24 protein-coding genes and 1 pseudogene are annotated in these 25,092 nt (G+C 72.0%); 14 read left to right on the forward strand and 11 right to left on the reverse strand.

Annotated features, from left to right (window positions below):
* The first annotated feature begins 47 nt into the window (after positions 1-47).
* The 3 genes from AB0946_RS21590 to AB0946_RS21600 are packed head-to-tail and all read left to right on the forward strand — an operon-like array spanning position 48 to position 2,145.
* Positions 48-749, forward strand: a complete 702-nt coding sequence (locus AB0946_RS21590) for an isochorismatase family cysteine hydrolase (protein ID WP_366762243.1) — start codon at positions 48-50, stop codon at positions 747-749.
* Complete coding sequence (locus AB0946_RS21595) at positions 746-1,504, forward strand: SDR family oxidoreductase (RefSeq protein WP_366762244.1); 759 nt, start codon at positions 746-748, stop codon at positions 1,502-1,504. The genes AB0946_RS21590 and AB0946_RS21595 overlap by 4 nt, the downstream gene beginning before the upstream one ends.
* Before the next feature lie 23 nt (positions 1,505-1,527).
* Complete coding sequence (locus AB0946_RS21600; RefSeq protein ID WP_366762245.1) at positions 1,528-2,145, forward strand: VOC family protein; 618 nt, start codon at positions 1,528-1,530, stop codon at positions 2,143-2,145.
* Between the two features lie 75 nt (positions 2,146-2,220).
* Here AB0946_RS21600 and AB0946_RS21605 read toward each other — a convergent pair whose 3' ends face one another.
* Positions 2,221-3,126 (reverse strand): NmrA family NAD(P)-binding protein, encoded by a 906-nt coding sequence (locus AB0946_RS21605; protein ID WP_366762246.1) that lies wholly within the window; start codon positions 3,124-3,126, stop codon positions 2,221-2,223.
* A gap of 79 nt (positions 3,127-3,205) precedes the next feature.
* Between AB0946_RS21605 and AB0946_RS21610 the strand changes: the two genes are divergently transcribed.
* A complete protein-coding gene (locus AB0946_RS21610; protein WP_366762247.1) occupies positions 3,206-3,658 on the forward strand; it encodes a MarR family winged helix-turn-helix transcriptional regulator in 453 nt (150 codons plus the stop codon).
* 26 nt (positions 3,659-3,684) lie between these two features.
* Entirely contained in the window at positions 3,685-4,431 is a 747-nt protein-coding gene (locus AB0946_RS21615) for an SDR family oxidoreductase (protein WP_366762248.1), read from the forward strand.
* 225 nt (positions 4,432-4,656) lie between these two features.
* Here AB0946_RS21615 and AB0946_RS21620 read toward each other — a convergent pair whose 3' ends face one another.
* From AB0946_RS21620 to AB0946_RS21630, 3 genes and pseudogenes are all read right to left on the reverse strand, one after another.
* The gene (locus tag AB0946_RS21620; RefSeq protein ID WP_366762249.1) at positions 4,657-5,877 is read right to left on the reverse strand and encodes a metallophosphoesterase; all 1,221 of its coding nucleotides are present in this window, start codon (positions 5,875-5,877) and stop codon (positions 4,657-4,659) included.
* Positions 5,878-6,160: 283 nt separating this feature from the next.
* Positions 6,161-7,302 (reverse strand): annotated as a pseudogene (locus AB0946_RS21625) (enolase C-terminal domain-like protein).
* The gene (locus tag AB0946_RS21630; protein ID WP_366762250.1) at positions 7,299-7,592 is read right to left on the reverse strand and encodes a hypothetical protein; all 294 of its coding nucleotides are present in this window, start codon (positions 7,590-7,592) and stop codon (positions 7,299-7,301) included. The pseudogene AB0946_RS21625 and the gene AB0946_RS21630 overlap by 4 nt, the downstream one beginning before the upstream one ends.
* A gap of 862 nt (positions 7,593-8,454) precedes the next feature.
* On the opposite strand from AB0946_RS21630, the gene AB0946_RS21635 reads away from it, so the two are divergent.
* The gene (locus tag AB0946_RS21635; protein WP_366762251.1) at positions 8,455-10,227 is read left to right on the forward strand and encodes a glycoside hydrolase family 15 protein; all 1,773 of its coding nucleotides are present in this window, start codon (positions 8,455-8,457) and stop codon (positions 10,225-10,227) included.
* Between the two features lie 46 nt (positions 10,228-10,273).
* Here the strand turns inward: AB0946_RS21635 and AB0946_RS21640 are convergent, their stop codons facing one another.
* Positions 10,274-10,666: a hypothetical protein gene (locus tag AB0946_RS21640; protein WP_366762252.1), complete on the reverse strand. Its 393-nt coding sequence runs from the start codon at positions 10,664-10,666 to the stop codon at positions 10,274-10,276.
* A 246-nt stretch (positions 10,667-10,912) separates the two neighbouring features.
* Between AB0946_RS21640 and AB0946_RS21645 the strand changes: the two genes are divergently transcribed.
* From AB0946_RS21645 to AB0946_RS21660, 4 genes are all read left to right on the forward strand, one after another.
* Entirely contained in the window at positions 10,913-11,578 is a 666-nt protein-coding gene (locus tag AB0946_RS21645; RefSeq protein WP_366762253.1) for a hemerythrin domain-containing protein, read from the forward strand.
* A 361-nt stretch (positions 11,579-11,939) separates the two neighbouring features.
* On the forward strand, positions 11,940-12,266 hold the full coding sequence (locus AB0946_RS21650) for a PadR family transcriptional regulator (protein WP_366762254.1): 327 nt from the start codon (positions 11,940-11,942) through the stop codon (positions 12,264-12,266).
* On the forward strand, positions 12,263-12,619 hold the full coding sequence (locus AB0946_RS21655) for a DUF1048 domain-containing protein (RefSeq protein ID WP_366762255.1): 357 nt from the start codon (positions 12,263-12,265) through the stop codon (positions 12,617-12,619). Before AB0946_RS21650 ends, AB0946_RS21655 begins: the two co-directional genes overlap by 4 nt.
* A 1-nt stretch (position 12,620) precedes the next feature.
* Positions 12,621-12,947 carry a DUF1048 domain-containing protein gene (locus AB0946_RS21660; RefSeq protein WP_366762256.1) on the forward strand — a complete coding sequence of 109 codons (327 nt, stop codon included), beginning with the start codon at positions 12,621-12,623 and terminating at the stop codon, positions 12,945-12,947.
* A gap of 248 nt (positions 12,948-13,195) precedes the next feature.
* Here AB0946_RS21660 and AB0946_RS21665 read toward each other — a convergent pair whose 3' ends face one another.
* The 6 genes from AB0946_RS21665 to AB0946_RS21690 form a co-directional block, all read right to left on the reverse strand.
* A complete protein-coding gene (locus AB0946_RS21665; RefSeq protein ID WP_366762257.1) occupies positions 13,196-14,656 on the reverse strand; it encodes an MFS transporter in 1,461 nt (486 codons plus the stop codon).
* 287 nt (positions 14,657-14,943) lie between these two features.
* The gene (locus AB0946_RS21670) at positions 14,944-15,672 is read right to left on the reverse strand and encodes a DNA-3-methyladenine glycosylase (RefSeq protein ID WP_366762258.1); all 729 of its coding nucleotides are present in this window, start codon (positions 15,670-15,672) and stop codon (positions 14,944-14,946) included.
* A gap of 479 nt (positions 15,673-16,151) precedes the next feature.
* Complete coding sequence (locus AB0946_RS21675) at positions 16,152-17,021, reverse strand: ABC transporter substrate-binding protein (RefSeq protein ID WP_366762259.1); 870 nt, start codon at positions 17,019-17,021, stop codon at positions 16,152-16,154.
* Between the two features lie 57 nt (positions 17,022-17,078).
* Complete coding sequence (locus AB0946_RS21680; RefSeq protein WP_366762260.1) at positions 17,079-17,834, reverse strand: SDR family oxidoreductase; 756 nt, start codon at positions 17,832-17,834, stop codon at positions 17,079-17,081.
* On the reverse strand, positions 17,831-18,511 hold the full coding sequence (locus AB0946_RS21685; protein ID WP_366762261.1) for a TetR/AcrR family transcriptional regulator: 681 nt from the start codon (positions 18,509-18,511) through the stop codon (positions 17,831-17,833). Before AB0946_RS21685 ends, AB0946_RS21680 begins: the two co-directional genes overlap by 4 nt.
* Before the next feature lie 340 nt (positions 18,512-18,851).
* A complete protein-coding gene (locus AB0946_RS21690; RefSeq protein WP_366762262.1) occupies positions 18,852-19,712 on the reverse strand; it encodes a DMT family transporter in 861 nt (286 codons plus the stop codon).
* 421 nt (positions 19,713-20,133) lie between these two features.
* On the opposite strand from AB0946_RS21690, the gene AB0946_RS21695 reads away from it, so the two are divergent.
* From AB0946_RS21695 to AB0946_RS21710, 4 genes are all read left to right on the forward strand, one after another.
* Positions 20,134-21,267: a maleylacetate reductase gene (locus tag AB0946_RS21695; RefSeq protein WP_366762263.1), complete on the forward strand. Its 1,134-nt coding sequence runs from the start codon at positions 20,134-20,136 to the stop codon at positions 21,265-21,267.
* Entirely contained in the window at positions 21,260-22,129 is an 870-nt protein-coding gene (locus AB0946_RS21700) for a dioxygenase (RefSeq protein WP_366762264.1), read from the forward strand. The genes AB0946_RS21695 and AB0946_RS21700 overlap by 8 nt, the downstream gene beginning before the upstream one ends.
* Positions 22,130-22,233: 104 nt before the next feature.
* The gene (locus AB0946_RS21705) at positions 22,234-22,722 is read left to right on the forward strand and encodes a flavin reductase family protein (protein ID WP_366762265.1); all 489 of its coding nucleotides are present in this window, start codon (positions 22,234-22,236) and stop codon (positions 22,720-22,722) included.
* Between the two features lie 131 nt (positions 22,723-22,853).
* Positions 22,854-25,073: a LuxR C-terminal-related transcriptional regulator gene (locus AB0946_RS21710; protein WP_366762266.1), complete on the forward strand. Its 2,220-nt coding sequence runs from the start codon at positions 22,854-22,856 to the stop codon at positions 25,071-25,073.
* The last annotated feature ends 19 nt before the right edge of the window (positions 25,074-25,092 follow it).

A 25,092-nucleotide genomic window follows, 5' to 3' on the forward strand; every position in this document is an offset into this window, starting at 1 on the left:
GCAGCCGGCTCGGCGTCTGCCCGCGCGCGGCCGGATGGGAACCCTCCATGACTTCTGACACCTCTGCAGCGCAGTACCCCCCGGACCGAACCGCCCTGCTGATCATCGACCCGTACAACGACTTCCTGTCCGAGGGCGGCAAGCTGTGGCCGCGGGGGAAGGAAGTGGCGGAGGGCGTCGGCCTGCTCGGTCACATGCGCACCATGCTCGACACGGCCCGCCGCCGGGGCTTCCGCGTCTTCATCGTGCCCCACCACCAGACGACGCCGGAGGACTACGTCACGTGGGACCACCTGTCCCCGGCCCAGCAGCGCATCGTGCAGCACCAGATCTTCGCCGCGGGCAGCTGGGGAGCCGAGTGGCACCCCGACTTCCGGCCGCGCGAGGGCGAGTTCGTCACGCTGCGGCACTGGGCGTCGAGCGGTTTCGCGAACACGGACCTGGACCTGCTGCTCAAGCAGCACGACATCCGGAACCTGCTGCTCATCGGTATGCGGGCCAACACCTGCGTGGACACCACCGCACGCTTCGGCCAGGAGCTGGGCTACCACGTGACCCTCGTCCGTGACGCCATCGCCGCCTTCAGCTGGGAGGAGATGACGGCGACGTTCGACATCAACGCGCCCCTGTACGCCCACGCCGTCCTCACCACGGACGAGTTCGTCGCCGTCCTGGACGGCGGGACCGGCGGGGGCTCCGGGCGCGAGGGCGTACGGGAACCAGGCGGAAACGGCGGTGACCCGCGGTGAGCGTGACCGGAGAAGGAGCGGCAGGGACGCCCGGAGGACTGGCCGGGCAGACGGTCGTGGTGGTGGGAGGCAGCGCCGGCATCGGCCTGGAGACCGCGCGCCAGGCGCGTGCGGCCGGCGGCGAACTGGTGCTCGTGGCGCGTGACGCCGAACGTCTGCGACGGGCGGCGGACGAACTGGACCCGCGGAGCACCGCCGCGTTCGACGCCCGGGACACCACCCGGCTGGAGCGGTTCCTCGGTGAGCTGCCCGGACAGGTCGACCACGTGATGGTCACGGCGGGCAGCCCGTCGTACACCCCCCTCGCCGAACTCGACCTGACCGACGCGGGGCGGGACTTCGGCGGTCGCATCGCGATGCTGCTCGCGGTGGCACGGGCGAGCCGGGAGAAGGTCAGGGCCGGGGGGACGCTGTTGTTCATCGGCGGCACCGGTGGCCGCCGGCCCGCCGCCGGGATGGCCGTGACGGGCGCCCTCACCGCCGCGCTGCCCGCGCTGACCGCCAGCCTGGCACTGGAGGTCGCCCCCGTCCGGGTCAACCTGATCGCTGCCGGTTTCGTGGACACCCCCCTGTCGGCCTCCCTCCTCGGTGACCGGCTCGAGGCGCGTCGCGAGGAGCTGAGGAGGACGCTGCCCATCGGCCGGGTGGTCGGACCGGCGGACGTCGCCGCCCTCGCACTGCACCTCATGACCAACGGCGCCGTGACCGGCGCGACGTACGACATCGACGGCGGCCAGCAACTCGTGACCCACTGACACTCGAGAGGGAAGCACAAGTCATGGACATGAAACTGGAGATCGTCGTGGTGCCGGTGGCCGACGTCGACCGCGCCAAGGACTTCTACACCGGACTCGGCTGGCGGCTCGACGCGGACTTCGCACCCGAAGAGAACTTCCGGGTGGTGCAGGTGACCCCTCCCGGTTCCCCGGCGTCGGTCATCTTCGGTTCATCGGTCACCGACCGGCCCCCGGGCTCGGCCCAGGGCCTGTACCTGGTCGTCGACGACATCGAGGCCGCCCATGAGGAGCTGACGCGGCGCGGGGCCGACCCGAGTGAGGTGTTCCACGACGTCGGCGGGATCTTCCACCACGCCGGCACCGAGGCCCGGGTGTCCGGCCCCGACCCGGAACGCGGCAGTTACGGCTCCTACCTGACCTTCAGCGACCCGGACGGCAACGGCTGGTTCCTCCAGGAGGTCACCACCCGGCTCCCGGGGCGGCTGGATCCTGCGGTCACCTCGTTCTCCTCGGCCGACGACCTGGCGAGCGCCCTGCGGCGGGCCGCGGCGGCACATGACGAGCACGAGTCCCGCACCGGCACGGAGGACCCGGACTGGCCCGACTGGTACGCGCGCTACATGGTCAGCCAGCAGGCCGGCACGGAACCGCCCGCCTGAACCCGTCGCCGACGCGGGTTCCCTCACCGTGCTGGTGGCCTGTGCTCCCGTCGAGAATGCGTCCCGAGGCGGCCGTCAGCCGAGGTAGAAGTCCCTGCGGGCCGCCACGAACTCCTCGATCGTCCGCGCGGGGGCGCCGGTCAGACGCTCGACGTCGCCGGAGGCCCGGTCGTAGCGGTTCTGCCGGTGCAGGCGGCACATGGTGAGGATGTGCTGCTCCACGTGCGGCGGCAGGCCGATCACCGAGAGCACCTCCTCCCGCCACCGGTCGAGCGGCACGTCCACGTACGACACCGGCCGCCCCAGCGCCTCGGAGAAGGCCTCGGCCATCTCCGTCATGTCGACGGTGCGCGGCCCGGTCAGCTCGTAGACGTTCCCCACGTGGGGCAGCGGATCCCGCAGCACGGTCGCGACCGTCCTGGCGACGTCGTCCACCGCGATCGGCGAGGTGCGCCCCGCTCCGAACGGCAGCGCGATCGTGCCGTTCTCCCGGATGGTCCGCGCCGCCAGCGTGGTGAACAGCGGGTTGTCCAGGAACGCGGTCGGCCGGATGTGGACGACGGGCAGGCCGGACCAGTTCAGCACCTGCTCGGCCAGCCAGTGCAGCCGCTGCTGGTGGGACTCGGCGGTACTGGTGGCGGTCATCTGCGAGACGGTCATCTGCGACATGCCGACGAGAGCGCCGAGGCCGCCGTACTCGCGCGCGACGCTCGCCACGACGGTCGCCGCGAGAAGGTGGTCGGGTGACACGGGCATGGCGAAGTACAGGGTGCCCACGCCCTGCAAGGCGGCGGCGACCGTCTCCGGGCGTGTGAGGTCACCGAGGACGGTGTCCGCGCCGAGGGTCCGCAGGCGCGCGGCACGGTCGTCGTCCCGGCGCACCATGACGCGCACCGGGACGTCCTGCGCCCGCAGCCTCTCGACGACCCCGCGGCCCACGTCGCCCGCGCCCGTGATCAGGACGAGATCCCTTGTGGTCATCGGCTCGACACCTTCTCTCTGGCGAAAGGACTGTTAGGAGCATATACTCATACGCGGATGCAGGTATCCGGAGGAGATCATGACCCGCCCCGAGACAGACACCGTCGAACTGTGCAACAACCTGGCCCTGCGCAAGGCGGCCCGGTACCTCGGTGCCACCTACGACAAGGCGCTCGCACCGACGGGTCTGCGGGCGACCCAGTTCAGCATCCTGCAGAAGCTGAGCACCCAGGAGAAGGTCACCATCACGAGCCTGGCCGAGATGATCGCCATGGACCGCACCACCCTGGCCACCAATCTCAAGCCACTCGCACGCGAGGGCCTCGTCACGGTCGAACCCTCGCCGACGGACCGCAGGGTGCGCGTCGTCACCCTCACCGAGGACGGCCTCGCCCGGATGAAGGCCGCCCTGCCGTACTGGCGAACCGTGCAGTCGCGGTTCGAGGAGAGCTACGGGCAGGGCGAGGCCGCCCGGCTCCGCGCCGCTCTCGGAGGCGTCCTGGACACCGGGTTCCAGCCCTGGGCCGAGTGACAGCCGGGTGACAGGGAGAACCGGTCATGCGCATCGCTGTCGCCGGGGCGACCGGGAACATCGGAGCCCGCACCGTCACCGCGCTGGAGCGGGCCGGACACGACGTGGTACGCATCAGCCGCTCCCTGGGCGTGGACCTGATGACCGGGCACGGCCTGGACGCCGCCCTGACCGGCGTGGCGGCCGTCGTGGACACCACCAGCTTCGAGACCGCCGACCGGGAGCGGGCGGTGACGTACTTCGGTACCACGACCCGGAACCTGCTGGCCGCCGAGGCACGCGCCGGGGTCCGGCACCACGTGCTCCTCACGATCGTCGGTGTCGACCGCGTCGAGGGCAACGCGCACTACGCCGGCAAGCGTGAGCAGGAACGCCTGGTCACCGAGGGCCCGGTGCCGTGGACGATCGTTCCGGCCACCCAGTTCCACGACTTCGCCGCGACCGTGACGCAATGGACCGAGCGGGACGGCACCGCCACGATCCCCCCGCTCCTCGTCCAGCCGGTCGCTCCGGCGGACGTCGCCGGCATCCTCGCCGAGATCGCCGCCGGCCCGCCCCAGGGGCGCTACCGCGATGTCGCCGGCCCGGAGACGCAGGACCTGGTGGACATGGCCCGGCGGACCAACGACGCGCGCGGCCACGCGGTCACGCTCGTGCCGACGTGGTCGTCGGTGCTGGGCCCGGAGATGGCCGGTGACGTGCTCCTGCCCGGCGACGACGCCCGCATCGCGCCCACGACCTTCGACGAATGGCTGGCAGAGCGCGGCCGGTGACCTTGGGCGACGGCCCGTATGCGCTCGCGTGTCGGCCTGGGTCCGGGAGGGGCGGTCGTTTCCGGGGGGCGGGTGGAGGTGTTGCCCTGGCAGGTGGTGAACGTCGGCCTCGAAGGTGAAGATGAGCCGGCCGCCGGCACCGGGCAAGAGTCATGCGCGACGGGACATGGCTGTGAGCTGTGACGGCGGCCGCCCCTCGCCCGGGGGGTGTCGGCCGGGCCCGTGCTACGGCGAGGTGGGCGGGTGCGGGCCGCGGAGCACCAGCAGGGTGATCTCGCTGGGGGCGAAGACGCGGAACGGCGGACCCCAGAAGCCGGTGCCGCGGCTGGTGTAGAGCAGGGTGCGGGCGCCGTGGTGGCTGAGGCCGGCGAGGGCGGGCTGGTCGAGGCGGACGAGGTGGTGGAACGGCCAGATCTGTCCGCCGTGGGTGTGGCCGGAGAGCTGGAGGTCGATGCCTGCGGCCGCCGCCCGGTCGACGAACTTCGGCTGGTGTGCCAGGAGCAGGACGGGCAGGCCGGGGTCGGCGCCGTCCAGGGCTCCGGCGAGATGGGCGCGGTGGCCTGCCAGGCCGGAGGACTCGGCGGTGACGTCGTCCACGCCGGCGACCACGAGGGTGTCGCCGCCGCGCTCCAGCAGCAGGTGGCGGTTGCGCAGCGGCTCCCAGCCCAGCTCGCCCATCAGGTCGACCCAGCCCTGGGCCTCGCTGTAGTACTCGTGGTTGCCGGTGACGTAGACCCGGGCGTGGGCGGCCCGCACGGTGCCGAGCGGGGTGGCCTGGGCGCGGCGGCGTTCGGCCGTGCCGTCCGCGATGTCGCCGGTGTGGCAGACAAGGTCGGCTTCCAGGGAGTTCACGGTCTCGCACACCCGTGCCGACCAGCGGGCGCGATCGAGGGGGCCGTAGTGGGTGTCGGTGATGAGGACGACGCGCAGGCCGTCCAGCCCGGCACCCAGTCGCGGGAGTCGCACGTCGAGTCGGCGCACGCGTGGCACGCGGCGGGCCTCGGCGTACCCCCAGCCGAGCAGTACGGCGGTCACGCCGAGGACGGCCCACGTGACGACGCGGGCGCGGTCCTGGCTCTCGCCGACGCCGGCCACGGTCAGGGCGAGCCGCAGGAGGACGCCGAGCAGAACGGACCACGTGAACAGCACCCAGCTGCTGCCCAGCAGGGTGTCACCGACGATCGCCGCCCGGTCCTGCTGGCGCCGGCCGTGGCCGCGCACCATCGCAAGCGGCATACCGGCGAGGCCGAGGACGAACAGGGCGGTGCCGACCAGCGTGACGGGCAGCGGCCAGTGCTGGCCGGTGTACAGCAGCACCCAGCAGGGCACGGCCCACAGCAGGACGGGGGCGATCAGGGGGACGTAGCGCATCAGGCGGTACAGCAGGCTCGGCCGAGTCGCTCGCGCCGCACCCTCGGCGGACCGGGTTTCGCTGGTGTCGGTCACGCTTCCCCTCCCTGACCATGCTGCCCTCCGGGCACTGTATCCGGTCGCCTCCGGCCCGTCCGGACCGGCCGTCACGGGAGCGGCCCGACGCCGGGGGAGCGGGTCCCGGCCCGGCCGATGGAAGAGGGACCGCTGAGCCGTGGGGTGCCTGCGCCGTTCCGGCGGTGTCGGCGGCCACCGCGGCCCTGGGGGCCCCACGTGTGCGTCCTGGCCGGGATCTCCCGGGTCGTCGTCCGGCGGTTCGGCTTCGCCCCCGGTTCCCGGCTCTCCTTCGCGAGCCTGGTCAGGGGTTCCGGCTTCCGTACACGCGGTGGCGCTCGGCGTCGGGCCACTTGACCTCCAGGCCGAGGCCGGGCCGGGAGGTGTCGGGGCGCAGGGCGCCGCCCTCGGGGGACAGCGTGCCGTGGAACAGCAGGCGCTCCAGCCGCACGTGGTCGTGGAAGTACTCCAGGTGCCGCGACCGGCGCACCGCGCAGAACGCGTGGGCCGACACCGCCGGCGCGCAGTGCGCGGACAGGTCCAGCTGGTGGGCCGAGGCCAGGCCGGCCGTCTCCAGGACGCCGGTGATCCCGCCGCAGCGGGTGACGTCGGCCTGGAGGCAGTCCACGGCGGGGCCCTGGACCAGGTTGACGAAGTCCCGTGCGGTGTAGGCGTATTCACCGCCGCGATCTCCAGCCGCGCGGGACCCCGCTCGACCAGCATGCGCAGCCCCTCCAGGTCGGCGGAGCCGACGGGTTCCTCGAACCAGCGCACGTCCCAGTCGTCGTGGAAGCGCTGGGCCCAGTACAGCGCCTGCTTGCGGTCCAGCGCACCGTTGGCGTCGGTGAGGATCTCCGTCCCGTCGCCGACGGCCTTGCGTACGGCCGTGAGACGCCGCGGATCGCGTTCGGGGTCCCTGGAGGTCTTGAGCTTGACACGCGGGATGCCCTGCTCCACCCATCCGGTGAGCTGGTCGCTGAGGCGGTCCAGGGGGTAGTTGGTGAATCCGCCGCTGCCGTAGACCGGCACCCGGTCGTGGCAGGCGGGCAGGAGGTGGATCAGCGGCAGGTCCAGCAGCCTGGCCTTGAGGTCCCACAGGGCCACGTCCACCGCGGAGACGGCCATGGCGCCGACCCCGGGGCGGCCGGCGTTGCGGATCTGCCGTCCCATCAGCTGCCACAGGGCCCCGGGCGAGGAGACGCGCTCGCCCCGCAGCAGACCGGTGAGCCGGGAATCGATGAAGGAGGCGACCGATACGTCCCCGTAGGTGTAACCGAGCCCGGTGCGCCCGCCGGCGTGGACCTGGACGAGGACCAGGGTCGTGGAGTCCCACTCCAGGGTGCCGTCCTGTTCCTTTCCGTCCGGGCCGTCGGTCGGCACCTCGAAGGCGTGCACGTCGACCGAGTCGATCCGCACGGCGTCCAGGTCCGTTCCCTCACCGCTCATGAGTGCCGTCCCGGAAGCTGCTCGGGCCCCTCGGTGGGCTTCCGGACGCCCCTGGCCGCGACGCCCACCCGTTCCGGACCGCGTACGCCGGCCCCGGCGGCCTTCCTGCCCTGCGCCGGCGTGACGTGCGATGGGACCGGGGCGATCTCCTGGTCCGCCTCGACCGGCGCTCCCTTCGCCCGGTCGAAGGCGCCGGGCAGCCCGTTGGTCGCGTCACCGGGACAGCCGTGGATCCGCTCGACCCGCCGTTCCCGCAAGCGGTGCGGCACATGGCCGGCCACCAGTGTCATGACATGCTCCTTCGGATGGGTCTCTCCGTGATCCGTACGCGGTGACCTGCGGCCACGGCCATGAACGACCGCTGGTCCCGCCTGCGCGTGCGGCCGGGTGTACGAGCAGGCGTTCACCGGTGGCATGGCGGTCCCGCGGCCCTTGTCGCACGGCTGCGTCGGAGCGCGTGCCTGACCGCCGACGGCCTCGACCAGATCCGGACAGGCGACCCGGAAGAGGTCGTCCCGCTCCTCGCCGCCGCCCTCCCGTTCCCGGGCCGTCGGCTGCCGCCGGACACCGCCCGTGAGCTCGTCGATCCGCGGGGAGGTGAGCGCCCCGTCGGCTGCGGAGCTCAGCGGCGGACGAAGGGGGGCGAGGGGAGTCATCTGAGCCTCTGCGCTGAACGGTGTTCCCGGGCATGGTCATGGGTCCCCGCCGTCGTGCGTCCCATGCGAGGACCACTCCGCCGGTCGAGCTTCTCCGCCACGCTGGGCCCCACCGCGTACCCGCTGCCGGCGCACCCCGAGCCGATGGCCGCACGGCGGCGCAGTGCCGTGACCGCCCGTGCCACCAGCGAGCAGTGCCGCCGACGTCGTCGTCACGGACCCTGGGCGTCCGTGACCTCGTGCGGGGGCTCGCCACAGCCGCGGGTCCGCTGCCGACCGGCCGGGTACGCGGATCTCGTCGCCGGCGCCTTCCCGGCGAGGGAGTACGCGCCCGGCCCCGGCGGAGCGCGTGCCCGCCGGACGGGATGCCCCCGCCGTCCGGGGCCCGGCGCTCGGGACCGGTGCCCCTTTCCGGAAGGCGGCGGGCGCACCGCGCTGCGCCCGTTGCGGCGTACGGGCCGTTTCCCGGCCGGATTGCGGGGAAATCCCAGGGTCCATGAACGAGAGAGCGGACGGACGGACAGGGCTGGGGAACGGCGTCTGCCCACCGTGGGTGCTGCGGGACTACGCGGTCCTGGCCGACGGCGAACGCGGCGCCGTGGTGGACCCGGCGGGACGGATCGTCTGGCTGTGCGCCCCGCGCTGGCACAGCGAGGCGGTGTTCTCCTCGCTCATCGGAGGCAGCGGCTACTTCGCCGTCGAACCGGTGGACCGCTGGCACGTCTGGGGTGGCTACTACGAGGACGGCACGCTGATCCGGGTCAGCCGCTGGGTGACCGGCGACGCCGTGGTCGAGTGCCGTGACGCGCTGGCCATGCCGGCCACTACGGACCGCCTGGTACTGCTGCGCCGGATGCGCGTCGAGGCGGGCGAGGCCCGGCTGCGGGTGGCCCTCGATCCCCGGCCCGGGTTCGGCGCGCGCCGGGTGCGCGATCCCCGCCTGCGGGACGAGGTGTGGCACGCGGACGCCGACGGCCTGCGGCTCCGCCTGCTCGGCGCGCACCGGGCGGCCTGGCACCCGGAGTCCGGGCTGCGCGGCGAGTTCCGGCTGCGCAAGGGCGAGCGGCACGACCTCGTCCTGGAGCTGTCGACGCGGGAACACACGGACCGGCTGGACCCCGAGGAGCGGACGGAGCGGACCTGGCGGCGGTCCGTGCCCGACTGCTCGGCGCTGGCCGCTCCGCGTGACGCCCGGCACGCCTACGCCGTGCTGCGCGGCCTGACGAGTACCTCCGGCGGCATGGTCGCGGCGGCCACCACCTCGCTGCCGGAACGGGCGGACACCGGCCGCAACTACGACTACCGCTTCGCCTGGATCCGCGACCAGTGCTACGCCGGTCTCGCCGTCGCCACCCACGGCCCGCACGAGCTGCTCGACACCGCGGTGCGCTTCACCGCCGAGAGGGTCCTCGCCGACGGTGAGCACCTGCACCCCGCCTACACCGTCGACGGCGGCGCCGTACCCGGCCAGCACGAGCTTCCGCTGCGCGGGTATCCGGGGGGCGACGACCGTGTCGGGAACCATGCGGCCGAGCAGTTCCAGCTCGACGTGTTCGGGGAGGCGCTGCAACTGTTCGCCGCCGCGGCCCACCACGACCGTCTCACCCGGGAGGCCGAGCGGGCCATGACGGTCACCGTGGACGCGGTGGAGCGCAACTGGGCGCGGCCCGACGCCGGCCTGTGGGAGCTGGAGGACCGGTGGTGGACCCAGTCCCGGCTCAGTGTGGTCGCGGGCCTGCGCCGGGCGGCCCAGGTGCTGCCGGGCGGGTCCGGACAGCGATGCGCCGACCTGGCCGGCACCGTGTACGCCGAGACCCGGCGCCGCTGTCTGCGCGGGGACGGCCACTGGCGCCGGGCCGCGGACGACGACGGGCCGGAGGCCGCGCTGCTGACGCCCCTGGCCCGCGGCTGCCCTCCCGCCGACGACCCCAGCAACGCGATCACCCGCCGCTTCGTCGAGGAGGAGCTGGCCGACGACGGCTACCTGTACCGCTTCGTCCACCCCGGAGTCCCCCTCGGTGAGGCCGAGGGAGCCTTTCTGTTCTGCGGGTTCACCATGGCACTGGCCACGGACCACCTCGGTGACCGGGCCGGTGCGCTGCGCTGGTTCGAACGGACCCGGGCGGCCTGCGGGCCGTCCGGGCTGTTTGCGGAGGAGTACGACGTGCGTCAGCGCCAGCTGCGCGGCAACCTGCCCCAGGCGTTCGTCCACGCCATGCTGCTGGAGTGCGCGGTCCGGCTCAGCGACGCTTCGGCGCTGCCGCGCTGACGCGGTCGGGCAGCCCGGCGCCGATCACCTTGGGACTCTCCTCGCCTCACGGTTCGCGTCGTTCGCGGGACCCGAGGTGTTCGTTGTGCCAGGCGATGGCGCGTCCGATCTCCTCGGGCTGCAGCCCGGTCCGGCATCCCAGTTCCTCCAGGCCGAGGACGGGCGGTCCGCAGGTCAGGGCCCGGGTGATCTTCGCCGCCCACAGTTCCTCGTACGTGAACGGGCGGTGCCCGTAGATCTCCCGCACGATCGCGAAGTGCGCCTCGCCGCACGCCGTGATGAGCCGCAGACCGTCGAACCAGTCGTTGTCCGGGCTCGCGGAGGACGAGTCGGGCACGTAGCCGCGCACCGCCTCACCCTCGGTGAAGGTGGCCGCGCACAGGTCGCACAGGTCCAGCCGGACCTGCGCCGTCTTCTTGTGTTTCTTCCACCAGGCCATCGGCAGCCGCCTTCGTCACGTACTTCCCCTGGCCGCCCTGGGCGTCGACTGCGCGCCGAGCGCGCCCGGTGATTCCTTCTTCCCGCGGCGAGACGAGAAGCCCGCCGTCGAGGACCCACACCAGGACCAGGCTCAGCCGACCGGGTGTCGCGGTTCCGCCGGTTGCCGCATCGGGTCGGCCCCGCGCGTGGGTGAGGCAGGCGGGGGTACCCAGGACCGCTGAGACAGCAGTGAGGAGGGACCGACATGGGCACCTTGACGAAGCAGGCCGCACAGAAGATGGCGACGACGCCGTCGCTCGCGGGAAAGGCGACGGCCAAAGCCGCACCGACCCTCTCCGCCTGGTCCATGCGGGCGCTGGGAGCCCTCGGCGGCGAGAACGTCGTGGACGTGCTCACCCGCCAGCACCGGCAGATCAAGCTGGGCTTCCTCCAGGCCGCCCTTCCCGGCCCGTGGCGCCGCCGTAACTTCGACCGGCTGATGCGCCTCCTCGCCGTCCACGAGGCCGCCGAGGAGGCGCACGTGCATCCCGTCGCGCGTCGCGCGCTGGAACACGGCCGTGAGCTGGCGGCCCGCCGCCGCGCCGAGGAGAAGCAGGCCAAGGAACTGCTGATCGCCCTCTGGCGCACAGGGCCCCACGGGACCGGATACCTGCGGCGCCTGAACGAGGTCAGGCGCGCGGTCACCCGGCACGCCGCGCGTGAGGAACGCGAGGAGTTCCAGGCGCTCCGCAAGGCCGTCAGCCTGCCCCGGCTGCGCATGCTGGGCGCCGAGGTCAAGCTCACCCAGGCGTACGCCCCGACCCGGCCGCACCGGTGGGTCAACAACGAGGCCGCGAACAAGCTGGCCGCGCCGATCCTCGGCCCGGTCGACCGGGCCCTCGACGCCCTTCGCCACGGCACCGCGTCGTGACGCGACAGGCACTCCAGGTCGTGCGTGTGTTCTCCGTGCGCGCAGGCTTCACCCGCTGAGCGGACGCCTGCGCGGCGGTTGCTTCGCGAAGACGCCGTCACCACAGGGACGCCGCCCACGCCACCGCTTCCGCGCCCGGTCAGTGGGCCGGCTGCCCCGACAGCCCCAGGCCGACCGCACCCGAGCGCGAAGTCGACGGACAGACGCCACGTGCCCAGGCTCGCAACCGCTCGTCCTGCGACGACCGCCGGGCCCCGCTGCCTGAACACGCGGGCGCACGCCAGCCGCCCTTCACTACTCGGTGATACCGTGTAGCGGTACTCGGTACCACGCAGTACCGGCAGGCTGAGGGGCACCCGCGATGGACGACCTGACGGAGATGCTGAAGGGCACGCTCGAAGGCTGCGTGCTCGAAATCATCGGCAGCGAGGAAACCTACGGGTACGCCATCACCCGCCGGCTGAACGAGCTCGGCTTCACCGACGTCATCGAGGGGACGGTCTACACCATCTTGCTGCGGCTGGAGAGGAACGGGCTCGTCCAGGTGTCGAAACGCCCGTCCGGGGTCGGTCCGCCGCGCAAGTTCTACGCGCTCAACGACGCCGGGCGCGAGGAACTGGCGAAGTTCTGGGCGAAATGGCAGTACCTCTCATCACGCATCGACAAGCTCAGAAAGGGCGGGGGATGAGCTTCTGGGAGAAGGTCACAGGCAGCGATCTCACCAGGGAGTGGAAGGCGTTCGAAGCCCGGGCCGAGGCCCTGCCGGACGACCACCGGGCGGCGTGGGGACAGATCACCGCCCACCTCTTCCCCTACGGGAACTTCACCGGCCGCAATCTGATGCCGATCCTCGACTCCGCGCTGGGGCTGCTGGAAATGGCGGCGGCGGACGGGCAGAGCGTCCATGACGTGCTCGGCGACGACATCCCGGGCTTCTGCACCGCGCTGGCCGGCGGAGAGGGGGCTCGAACCCATCGGGACCGCTGGCGCGAGCAGCTGAACAGGAACGTGGCGAGGAAACTGAGCCGGCTGGGAGGCTGACGTGAGCATCCAGGACATCATCGAGGGCAAGAAGCAGTGGCGGGCGCACATGGCCCGGGTCAAGGCTCTCCCGCCGGACTACCAGATCGTCTACAAGGAGATGCAGAAGTACCTGTTCAAGGTCGGACCGGTCAGCCTGCCCGACGGGCCCCTGCTCCCCGGGATCGTCGACTTCTTCGAGGAGGGCGTCGTCGAAGGCAAGGGGGTCCTGGAGCTCATCGGCACCGACGTCGCCGCGTTCTGCGACGACCTGGTCAAGGACTCTCCCACGTACGCGGATGTCTACCAGGCGTCCATCGGCGCGGAACCCGGCGCGGACGAGAAGTGACGCCCCCGGCCTCCTGACGCCCCCTGCCGGGGCGCGCTGCCCGCCCGGGCGGTGCGCGCGCCCCGGCGCGGCGCGATCCGACGCCGGCAGCGTCCCCGGAGCCGCAGCCCGGACGGAGGGGCCCGGCAATCCTGCCCGAAGGGTGCCGTCAGGATCGGCCCGCCACGACCGCCGATCGCGCGGCGGCAGCACCGTTCCGCCAGGCCCACCGCGGCCGCAGGACTCTCGCCTTCGCTGCCGGCGGCACGTCAGACCATGCGCCGCCCGGCGTCGGCCCGCACCGCCGGAGTCTCGGCCGGCGTCGAGTGGATACCGAGGAACCCGAGGAGCGCACCGAAGGCCGTCATGCCGGCGGCGATGGCGAAGCTGAAGGCGTAGCCGTGCGCGGCCGCGGTCACCTGGTCGGCGCCCGCACGCCGCAGCACGGCGGCGTGGCCGCTGCCCAGTGAGACCAGCGCAGCCAGACCGATGGCGCTGCCGATCTGCATGGACGCGTTGTTCATGCTGGTGGCGATGCCCGCGTCCTCACCGGTGGCGCCGTCCACTCCGGCGACAGTGGATCCGACGAGGACGAGGCCGCCTCCCAGCGGCACGAGGACCAGTCCGGGCAGTACGTCGGCCACGTAGGTGCCGTGGCCGCTCAGCCTGGCCAGAAGCAGGTAGCCGACCGTGGTGACCGCAAGTCCCCCTCCGTTCAGGGCTCGCAGACCGAAACGGGGGAGGAGGCGTGGTGCCAATACGGTGGCGCTGAAGAGAATGACCAACCCGAACGGTATGAAGGCGAATCCGGTCGCCAGCGCGGAAAAGCGCAGTATGTGCTGGACGTACAGGCTCAGTGAGAAGAAAAGGGTGGCGAAACCGACGTAGTAGCAGATGCGGACGACGTTGGCGATGCTCCGGTTACGTGAGCGCAGGAAGGCCAGGGGCACCAGAGGCTGGGCCACGCGCGCCTCCACCAGTACGAAACCGACCAAACAGAGCACACCGATCCCGACGCAGCCCAGGACGGAGAACGAGAGCCATGCGTGGCTGTCCTTCTCCAGGAGGCCGAACACGACCAGGAGCAGACCGAGGGTGACCGTCACGGCGCCGAGGACGTCAGGCCGACCGCGCTTGGTGGCCCGGCTTTCCGAGACGAGCCTGAAGGTGGCGAGAAAGGCGAATGCGGCGATGGGCAGGTTGATGAAGAAGATCCAACGCCAGGAGGCGATGGTGGTCAGGACGCCCGAGAGCACGACGCCCAGCGCCACACCGACTCCGGCCAGGCCGCTCCAGATGGCCATGGCCCGTGCCCTTTCCTGCCGCTGTGTGAACAGCAGCGTCACCAGGGACAGTGCCGCCGGGCTGACGAGTGCGGCACCGACGCCCTGGACGAAGCGGCCGGCGATCAGGACACCGGCTTGCCGGGCCACTCCGGCGCTCGCCGACGACAGCGCGAAGATCGCCAAACCGGTCAGGAAGAGGCGTCTGCGGCCGAGCAGATCACCCAGGCGCCCGCCGAGCATCAGCAGCCCCCCGTAGGTGACGGTGTAGCCGTTGACCACCCAGGCCAGGCCCGTGGTCGTGAGACCGAGATCGTGCTGGATCGGGGGCAGCGCGACATTGACCACGGTCACATCGAGGAGCAGCATCACCTGTACGAGGCAGATGATCCCCAGCGCGCGCCACCTGCGTGGATCGGGTTGGGGAAGGGGACTGATCGGAGTCATCACTGATCGCCTTCTGTTCGGTCGGGCCGCCGCCGTACCCCCGGACGCCGTGTCAGGAGGAGAGGTGGCAGGCCGGCCCGGCCTGCGGACGTTTCCTGAGGTGTTCAACTCGCAGGCGCCGGGCGTGTGTGGCCGCGGACAAGGACAACGAAGGCGCACATTCGGTCTTCGCCGCGGCTCGTCGCAGACCCCGGTGCCGCTACCGGAGCGAGGCTGAAGCGCCGTCGGGTGCCGCCGCCTTCGGGCAGCGGCACCGGCACTCGTGGTGTCCCAGGCGGGCGGAGGGGTCAGCCCTGCGCCCGCCTCCGTGAGCGAGGCCCCGGGTGCGCCCGATAGGCGCTGACGCTCGACTCGCCCAGCATCCAGAAGCGCCAGGGGTACGAAGCAGCGGGACCGCCCACCCCCGTCCGCGGCCCTCGGCCGACCCGCGCGGACGAGACGCCCCCGGAGGGCTCCGCGAGAAACAACTCCGCCGCCCCGTCGCACGCCGACTGCCCGTCATGACGCAGATCGGCGATGCCCAAGGCACGGGCGAGGTTGGCCGGGCCGCGCGCCAGATCGCGCGCACGCACCCCGGGCCCCCGGCGTTCTTGCGCGACGTCCGCTCCCTCCACGACGGTCCCGGCGCGGAGCAGCACCGAAGCGGGACGCCGCCCGGGTCCGCAGACGGCGTTCAGGCACCGGTGCACCGCGTGCGTCCGGTACACATAGAAGGTCCCCGGGGCCCCGAACTCCGCTCGATTGGTCGGGTTCGGGCCCCGGAACGCGTGCGAGGCCGGATCGTCCGGCCCCTCGTACGCCTCCACCTCGGTGATGCGCACCGCCGTCACGCCGCGCTGCGAACGCGAGACCACGAGAGCCCCCAGCAGTTCGGGAGCCACCTCGAGGGCGGGCCGGTCGAAGAAGTGCTCGCGCAAGGCGGACCGCCCTGCCGGCGCAGCCCCCGGGTCGTCGAATGCCCGCAACTGCTCGTGACCGGCCCCCGCCACGCCCGGGACCGTCCGTTTCCGTGCCAAGCCGCTGCCTCCTGTCGGGATTCCGGGACGCCGGATCCGACGCCCCCACCGTCCCAGCGCTCTCCCTGCGTCCTCCCATGGCCCGAGAAAGTGCCGTGAGGCCCTCGGATACGGACCTTCCAGCCGGACGCACACCATGCCGTTGGAGGAAGGAACACGCTCGGGACGAGGTGCCATGCGAGACCGAGTGCTGGACTTGTCCGCCGGGTCAGCGTTTCCCGGCGCGCGAGACGATCGCGGCGCAACGAGGGGGCATCCAGCCGGCCGGCACTTCACGGGCCTTCGTACTCGGTGAGCGTCATGGAACGCGCCGGCCGGCGTGCACGCAACGCGGTACCTGGCCGTTCCTTGCGGCACGCCCGCGCTGGCCGAGCCGGTGCCGGGGCGGGCTGTCGAGGAGACACGACCGGCCTCGTCCGGCACGGGCCGGTCTGCCGGATCTCGGTGACTGCCCAGACTCGCCGGATACCTCCTGATCCCTAGAGCGCGGTGCGGAAGAACTCGGCTGCGGTGACGCCGGCGGGAACGCCGAGTTCGGCGGCGACCGCGGTGATCGCCTTGTCGCCGACAGCGAGGTCGGCCTGGCCGTCCGTGGTGAAGTACGGCGCGATGAAGGCGTCGTAGTGGGCTCGGGCTTCTTCCGCGGTCTGTCCGCCGAGGAACGTCCGCATGTGGCGCACCGTGGTGTCGGGGTCGTCGTGGATCACCTGAAGGGCGCGCCGGTGGGCTCGTACGACGGCATGGACGGCGGGGTCGTCCGGTGAGATGTAGGTGGGGTCGACGGCCACGCCCACGGTGGGGATCTGGAAGTGGTCCCCGACCCAGGCCAGCACCTGCCAGCCGTGCTCGGCGGCCACCGCCTCCGGCGCCATGGTGCTGCCGACGTAGGCGGCGTCGATGCTGCCGTCGCTGAGCCGGCGCACATCCATGCCGTAGTCGCCGGGTGAGCGGACGATGGTCTTCACGTCGCGGTCCGGATCGAGGCCGGCCTTACGCAGCACGATGCGGGCGAACGCGCCGGGCGGGGTGTGCGGGGCGTGGACCGCCAGCCGTCGGCCGGCCAGGTCGGACAGGGAGGTCAGGCCGGGGCGGGCCAGGAACCAGAACAGCGGGCGGTGGGTGTTGACACTGAGGGCGACCCACGGGGTGCCGTCGGTCAGCCGTGACAGCAGCGCCCGGCCGAGCCCGATGGTGGCGCAGCGGCGCAGCCGTTCCACGTCCCAGGTGCAGCCGTCGCGCAGCGCGACGTGGACACCCTCCTCGGCGTAGAAGTCCTGCTGATCGGCGATGTAGGCGGCGAGTTCTTCGTGCAGGCCCCGTCCGACGTAGGCCAGGTCGATCGTGTGCATGAGCGTCTCTCGTGATCGTTCAAGGGGGCGGCCGCGCGTGCGGAGGTCAGCGGGGTGTCAGTACATGGCCATGCCGCCGTTGACCGCGGCCGTGGTGCCGGTCATGAAGGAGTTGTCCTCGGCGGCGTAGAAGGCGACCGCTTGGGCGACGTCGGCCGGGTGTGCCAGGCGGCCCAGGGGGGTGGCGGCCACCTGCCGCCGCCTCGTCGCGTCGTCGAGCACGGCATCGGCGGTGCGGGACTCCACCGGGCCGGGCGAGACGACGTTGACCGTGATGCCCTGCGGGCCGAGTTCCTGGGCGAGATACCGGGCGAACTGCTCGAGTGCGGCCTTGGAGACGCCCAGCGCGATCATGCCCGCCCGGGGCACGCGGCTGAGTCCGGTGCCGATGTAGACGAGGCGTCCCCAGCCCTGTTGGGTCATGGCGGGGAGTACGGCTTTGGTGACCGCGAACGCCGCGTGCATCTCGGCGTCGATCTTGCCGCCCAGTTCTTCCCACGTCATGTCCTGGAACGGCTTGACCACATAGGGGATGAGCGCGTTGTGCACGAGCACGTCGACGCCGCCCCACGCCGCCTGGACCTGTCCGACCATGCTCTCGACGGCCGTCTCCTCGCGCACGTCGGCCTGCACGGCCATGGCCCGGCCGCCCGTGGCCTCGATGTCGGCCACGACCTCCTCGGCCGCCTTCGTGTTGCGGAGGTAGTTGACCACCACGCGCATTCCTCGCGCGGCCAGAAGTCGCGCCGTGGCCGCGCCGATTCCGCTGCCGGCCCCCGTCACCAGCGCCACCCTGCCGGCCGTCCCGGTCATGGGCCCACCTCCTGCTCGTCGTCGCGGGCCGTCGGGATGACCGCCCGGGGTTGTCCGTCGTCGATGCCCTGGTCCGCCGGGCGGATCGCCCCGTGGAGCACGGTGTCGACGGTCGCCCGCAGCAGATCGGCCGCGGTCCAGTCCAGATCACGCGGCAGATCCGACATGAGCAGCCGCTCCAGCGCGCCGCGGGTGATCTCACTCAGCAGCTCGGGAGGCGCCGGCAGCAAGCCCTGCTGGTGTCCCTCGCGGAACAACGCGTCGAGCCGCCGGTAGACCACCGCGTCCACACGCTGCTCCACGTACTGGCGCAGCATCGCGTCGCCCCGCCCTGTCGCGAGTTGAGGCGCGCCGATCCGCCCGAGCTCACCGCCCGCCGCGATCAGGAACCGCTGCACCCGCACACCGAACGACCGCCCTTCCGCCTCCTCGGCCACCGCCTCCAACATGCGCTCCACGGCGGCGAACTGGCGGTCCAGCACGGCGACCAGCAGGCTGTGCTTGTCGGAGAAATGACGATAGATCGTCTTCTTGCTCATCCCTAGCTCACGAGCGAGATCGTCCATGCTCACCCGCGCGGAACCCGCCCCGAAGAACAGCCGGCCGGCCGCCTCCACGATCACGTCCGCACGGCGCTCGTCGCCAGTGGAAACTTGAGAAACGCGATCAGTTTCCATGGTTCTCATCGTTGCCTTCCGTCCCTGCGCTGTCAAGACATGCCGCGGCCGCACTGCCTGGCGTGCAAGCCCGGTCGGCGGGGGCACGCTACCCGGCGGTGCCCGGCCCGATGAGCACCCGGCGATGCCGTTCGTCCCCTGACCACGGTGGCGCGGAGGTAGTCCCGATCGGACCGGCCGGCAGCGCAGCCGTGCGGCCGACTTGGGGTTCGGTCACGCGCGTGCGTTCCGTGTCTGTCGCGGAGTGTTTTCCGCCGTCGGGATGTCCCCCCGATTCGCATCCACCCTGGCTGAGACCTGATTCCACGGTGCGACGCCACGGTCGCGCGCATCAGGGGTTTCACATTCCTGCGGGAACGAGGCGCTGACGTGACAGGCGGGTCACCCCGTACGCCACCAGCGTGAGCCCGAATACCTGGAGGGCCAGCCACCAGCCACCACGGAGCCTCTCCCCGTAGAGGGTGACACCGAGAGCCAGGCTCACCAGTGTGTCCCCGAGGGTCAGGGCCGGCTGGGAGGCGACCAGCGGTCCGGACTGCATGGCGTTCTCCAGCAGGAACAGGGCGCACACGCCGAGAGTGGCGAACGCGTAGGTCTGCCATGCGGTGAGGAAGGCGCTCATGCCCTGACGGCCGAGAAGGACGGTCGAGGACTTCATGAGCGCGGCGGTGAGGGAGTAGGCGACGGCAGCGGCCAGACCCATGCACGCGGCGCGGCTCGGGCCGTTGGGCAGCTTGACCGCGACGCCGCACAGCACCGTGACGGCGAGCAGGCAGCAGGAGACCACCGGTGTCCACCGGGTCGCCGAAATCGGCAGAGTGCCACCGGTCGGCGCGGCCGCGAACAGGGTCAGGCACAGGCCGGCCCCGATACTGCCGACGGGCAGCCAGCCGGCCCGGGGCAATGGACGCCCGGAGACGACGCTCGCGAGCAGCAGCACGAACGGCAGCTCCAGCATGAAGAGCGGCTGTACGACGGCCAGGGCACCGGTGGCCAGGGCGGCGCCCTGGAACATCGCGGACAGCACGACCCCGCCCATGCCGAGCAGCCAGACCGGTGTGCGCAACAGGTCCCACATCAGGCCGATGCGGAGACCGCTGGACCGCGGGACGACAGTGGCGGCCCGGCGCTGCATCACGGTTCCCAGAGCGTTGGTCGCGGCCGCGAGCAGAGCGAGGATCGGCGACAGCACGGTCAGCATCGTGATCTCCTGTCCATGGGGCCGCACTGATCGAGATCGATCGCCCGTGCAGTGCACTGCGAGCGAAGGCGTCGGTCGGGTGCGCAGGTCGAAGTGCCGGTGCCCGGTACCGGCGCAGGGGTCGTCGGCGCACCAACTCGATCGCGCGGACACGGGCGCCGTCGACGGCCGGGTGCACACGACAGGCGGGTCCCCGCCCGACAGAGGTCACGGATCCACCGTCCAGCTCCTGGGCACCCCACGGCATCACGGAGATGGGTGATATCCGTCGCGAGCCCGGGGCCCCGGGCGCGGCGCCCGTCCCGTGAACAAGGTATTTCACGGCCGGCGCACGTCATCCCTCGCTGATTCCGTTGACCGCCCCTCAGCCGAGCACCGAAAGTCCTGTTTCCAAGCAGACGGCGGGACTGGGGGAATTCCCATGAAGACATTCGTGCACCGGGGACAGATCACCAAGGTGATCTTCGGCAGCGGTACGCGCAGCCGTATCCCCGAAGAGGCCGCTGCCCTCGGATGCCGTCGAGTGCTCGTCCTGTGCACACCTGGTCAGGCCGGCCAGGCAGCGGAGGTACACGACGCACTGGGTACGGCGGCGGTGGGAACCTTCGCCGAAGCGGTCCCGAATACCCCCGTCGACGTCACGGAGAAGGCGGTCGCGTACGCCGGAACCGTGCAAGCGGACTGCGTGCTCGCCGTCGGCGGCGGCTCGGCCATCGGCCTCGGCAAGGCGATCGCCCTGCGGACCGGGCTGCCACAGCTGGCGCTGCCCACCACCTACGCCGGCTCGGAGATGACGCCGATCCTCGGAGAGACCGAAGGGCGCCGGAAGACGACCCGACGGCTGCCGGAAGTGCTGCCGAGGACCGTGGTGTACGACGTCGACCTGACGCTCACGTTTCCCGCGGCGGCATCGGTGGTCAGCGGCATCAACGCGATGGCGCACGCGGTGGAGGCCCTGTACGCACGGGACCAGGACCCGCTCGCCTTCCTGATGGCCGGCGAAGCGCTCGACTCCCTCACCCGGTCCCTCCCGGTCGTCGCGCAACGTCCGCGCGGCGGTGAGGCGCGGGCCGACGCCCTGTACGGGGCGTGGCTGGCGGGCACGTGCCTGGGCACGGTGGGCATGGCCCTGCATCACAAGGTGTGCCATGTGCTGGGCGGCACGTTCGGGCTTCCGCACGCCGAAACCCACGCGGTCGTCCTGCCGCACGTGGCCGCCTACAACGCACCGGCGGCACCCGAGGCCATGACACGTATCGCGAAGGCACTGTCGGTGGCCGACGCCGCGAGCGGTCTCTTCGACTTCGCGGGAAGGCTCGGCGCCCCCCGGGCACTGCGGGACCTCGGCATGCCGGAATCGGGCATCGAACGGGCGGCCGAACTCATCGTGCGGGACGGCTACTGGAACCCGCGACCAGTTGAACGGACGGCGGTGCACGCCCTCCTGGCCCGCGCCTGGGCAGGGCGGCAGCCGTGCACATCACCCGGCGACGGACATCCCCGGACCGAGTCCGCCGCCCCCCACCCGACCACGACGGGAGCGCATCATGCGTGATCTGACCAGCGACACCATCACCGAGGCCGTCATCTCGACCATGCGGGACACCAAGGACGCCCGCGTCGCCGAGATCCTGGAATCACTGGTGCGGCACCTGCACGCCTTCGTCCGCGACGTCGAACTGACGGAGGACGAATGGGCCCGGGGAGTGGACTTCCTGACGCGCACCGGGCAGACGTGCACCCCGACCCGTCAGGAGTTCATCCTGCTGTCCGACGTGCTCGGCGTCACCATGCTGGTCGATGCCCTGACCAACCGACGCCCCAGCCGGGCCACGCAGAACAGCGTGCTGGGCCCGTACTTCAGTCAGGACAGGCCGCAGCAGGCCGACGCCGCCGACATCTCCGGTGGGCTGCCCGGTACCCCGCTGTTCTTCGAGGGACGGGTCGTGGACCACGAGGGTGCGCCGGTGGCGGACGCGGCGGTGGACGTCTGGCACAGCGACTCGGACGGCCACTACGACATGGAGGTACCCGGCCTGGACGAGCCGGCCATGCGCGCGCTGTTCCGCACCGACGGGACGGGGCACTTCGGTTTCCGTTCCATTCGCCCGTCCAGCTACCCGATCCCCGGTGACGGCCCGGTCGGCGAGCTCATGAGGGCGACCAGCAGGTCGCTCATGCGTCCCGCCCATGTGCACCTGCTGATCGAGGCCCCGGGATTCCAGCGCGTGACCACCATGCTGTTCCCCTCGGACGACCCGTACCTGGACACCGATCCGGTGTTCGGCGTCAGGGAGTCGCTGATCGAGCGCTACGACACGTACGCGGCCGACGCCGGGCCCCGCCGGGGAACGACCGAGGTGCCGTACACCCTGCTGCGCCGCACCTTCGTCCTCGAACCCCTGGTCACGGACTGATCCACACGGCACCACGACGGGAGCCGGTCATTCCACGGGGACGGCCGACGTCGAGCACTCCCTCACACCGCGGAGCTCAGCCCCGCATTCACGGAGGTCCTCAGATGACTGAAACCCTCGACGTGGTCTTCGGGTTCCGGGCCACGATGAGCCGGCTCGCCACGGGCGTCAGCGTGATCACCACATGCTCGGGCAGCACACCCATCGGCATGACGGCGAGTGCCGTCTCCGCGCTGTCCCTGGAGCCGCTCCAACTGCTCGTGTGCATCGGCAACCAGCTCTACACCCGGACTGCGATCGCGGAGCACGGTCGCTTCGCCGTCAATGTCCTCGGCGAGGACAGCGTGCACCTCGCGCGGAACTTCGCCGTGTCCAAGCCGGACAAGTTCGCGGGTGTGGAGACCATCGACGACCACGGCGTGCCAGTGCTGAAGGACGCCATCGCGGCTGTCGTGTGCGACGTCGCCGCGGCGCTGCCCGGCGGCGACCACACCATCTTCGTGGGCGACGTCCGCCACTTCGAACACCGGGCGGAAGGGCGGCCGCTGCTCCACTTCGGCGGAGACTTCGGCACGCTCGAATCCCCCCGCTAGGGCCTCTCGTCCGGATCATGCCGGGCTCGGCCCGATCCGAAGGCCCACCACGGCCCCCGGCGTCCGGCTCGTGCAGGCGAGCTACGGACGCCGGGGGCCCCGCTCGTCCCGACGACTCCACCGAAGGTGCCATGACCAGTTCCGTGCCGGCCTTCAAGCTGCGTCCCGCGGACCAGCCCCCGCACCTGCTGACCCGCCCCCGGCTGCTGCGCCGGCTGGACGCGTCGACCGAGCCCGTGGTGGTGGTCTCCGCGCCCGCCGGTGCCGGAAAGACGGTGCTCCTGACCGAGTGGGCGCGGAGTCCGGCAGCGCGTGGCGCGTGCGCCTGGCTCAGCCTGGACGCGTACGACAACGCCCCGGGCCGGCTCTGGGCCGGCATCCTGCGGGCGTTGCAGCACGTACGGCCGGAACTGCCCGTCCACCCCCTCGGCGGCGAGTGGACACCCGACGCGTGGCCCGAGGAGATCCTGCCGGGCCTCGTGACCGGACTGGACGGACGGGAGCCGCTCGCACTGATCCTCGACGGAGTGGAATCGATCAAGGACGTCGACGCGGTCCGCAGCCTTTCGGACTTCCTGACAAGGCTTCCGCAGGGCTTTCGCGTCGTCCTGTCGACCCGTCACGTTCCGGGTGGCCCCGTGGCGACCCTGCGCGCCCGGGGCGCGATCGCCGAACTCGACCAGCACGACCTGGCCTTCACCCCCGAGGAGGCGCAAGCCGTCCTCACCGGTCTGCTCGAGTCCGCTCCGGCCCCGGACACGTCGAGCGCGCTGTACGAGGCCACCGAGGGGTGGGCGGCGGGAGTGTGCATCATGGGCCGTGCCCTCGCCCGCGCGTCGGACGACGCCGACACGACGGCCGCCCTGGCCCGCGGCAGGCGAGCGGTCGCCGAGTACCTGGCCACCGAAGTGCTCCACCGGCTCACCACCGAACAGCGCCGGTTCCTGCTCCGCACCAGCGTGCTGGACGAGCTGAGCGCCGGGCCGTGCCGGGCCCTCGCCGGGGACCGGGCGGGCGTACTGCTGCGTGAGCTCGCACGGACCGTCCAGCTGCTCGTCCCGGTAGCCGCCGATCCCTCCGCGTACCGGCGTCACCGCGCACTGTCCGCCCTGCTCCACGACCTCCTCGGATCCGAAGGGCCGGGAAGCGTCGTGTCGTTGCACCGATCGGCGGCGCGGTGGTACTCACGGCACGGCGAGACGGCCGCGGCCGTACGGCACTGGGTGCGGGGCGGTGACGAGGCCGCCGCCGTGGCATCGATACTCCACGACTGGGAGCAGGCGATCTCGGCGGGGCGCGGTCGGGAGGTCGCGCAGTGGCTGGAGCTCTTGCCGCCCCGCACGGTCGCGGCCGACGCGAGACTGTGCGTCGTGGCGGCGATGGCGGCCCTCTCGGGGAATGCTCCGGACACGGCCCGGCGCTGGCTGGAGGTGGTCCGGCTCAGGGAGCCGGGAACGGACACGGTCGGCGAGGGCAGCACGGTGTCGGATGCGGCAGCCGTCGCCCAGGCCGTGGCCTGCTGGCTCCAGGGGGAGATCCTGACCGGCGACCGTCTCGCCGGAACCGTCTTCGCCGGCACCGTCCCGTTGACGTCCTGGCGTGCCCTGGCCTGTACGGCCCGCGGGACCGCTCTGCTGTGGACCTCGCGGTACGACGAGGCCGAGGCGTTGCTCGGCGAGGCGACCCGTGACGCGCACGCCGCCGGGCACAGCCTGACGCTCGTTCGCGCGCTGGGCCTGCGGGCGCTGTGCGCCCTGCTGGCCGGACGCCACGAACCGGCGCGCACGCTGAGCGACGAAGCCCTGGAGACCGCCGGGAGGGCCGGGCTGGAGCGGCACTTCGTCGCGGCACCCGCCTACATCGGCAGGGCCGGCCTGCTCCTCGACGAGGGACGGGCCGACGAGGCCGAACGGGCCCTCGCCGACGCGGCGGCGGCGCTGGCGGACTCGTCCGGGACCGGCGGCGAACCCCAGATGCACGCCTGGTACCACGTCACACAGGCACGGCTTGCCACTGCCCGGCACAGCACGGCCGCCGCACGCAAGGCCCGTGCGGCGGCCGAGCGGGCAGCGGCCCGGTGCCAGTCACCAGGAGCACTGACGAAACTTCTCGGGCGAGTCGGCGAGGACACCGTCGTGCCGCTGGTGGCATCCGGCCCCCAGGAGCTGTCGCTCGGGGAGCGCCGGGTGCTCCGCGCCCTGTGCGGTCCGCTGACACTGCGTCAGATCGCCATGGAGTTCTACGTGTCCCACAACACCGTCAAGACACAGGTACGGGCGATCTTCCGCAAACTCGGCGCGCACGACCGGAGCGGAGCGGTCGCCAGGGCTCGGGAGTGGGGCATGCTCTGACCCGGGCCCCGGCATCCTG

This window comes from Streptomyces sp. NPDC046870, assembly GCF_040704595.1.
Lineage (GTDB): Bacteria > Actinomycetota > Actinomycetes > Streptomycetales > Streptomycetaceae > Streptomyces > Streptomyces argyrophylli.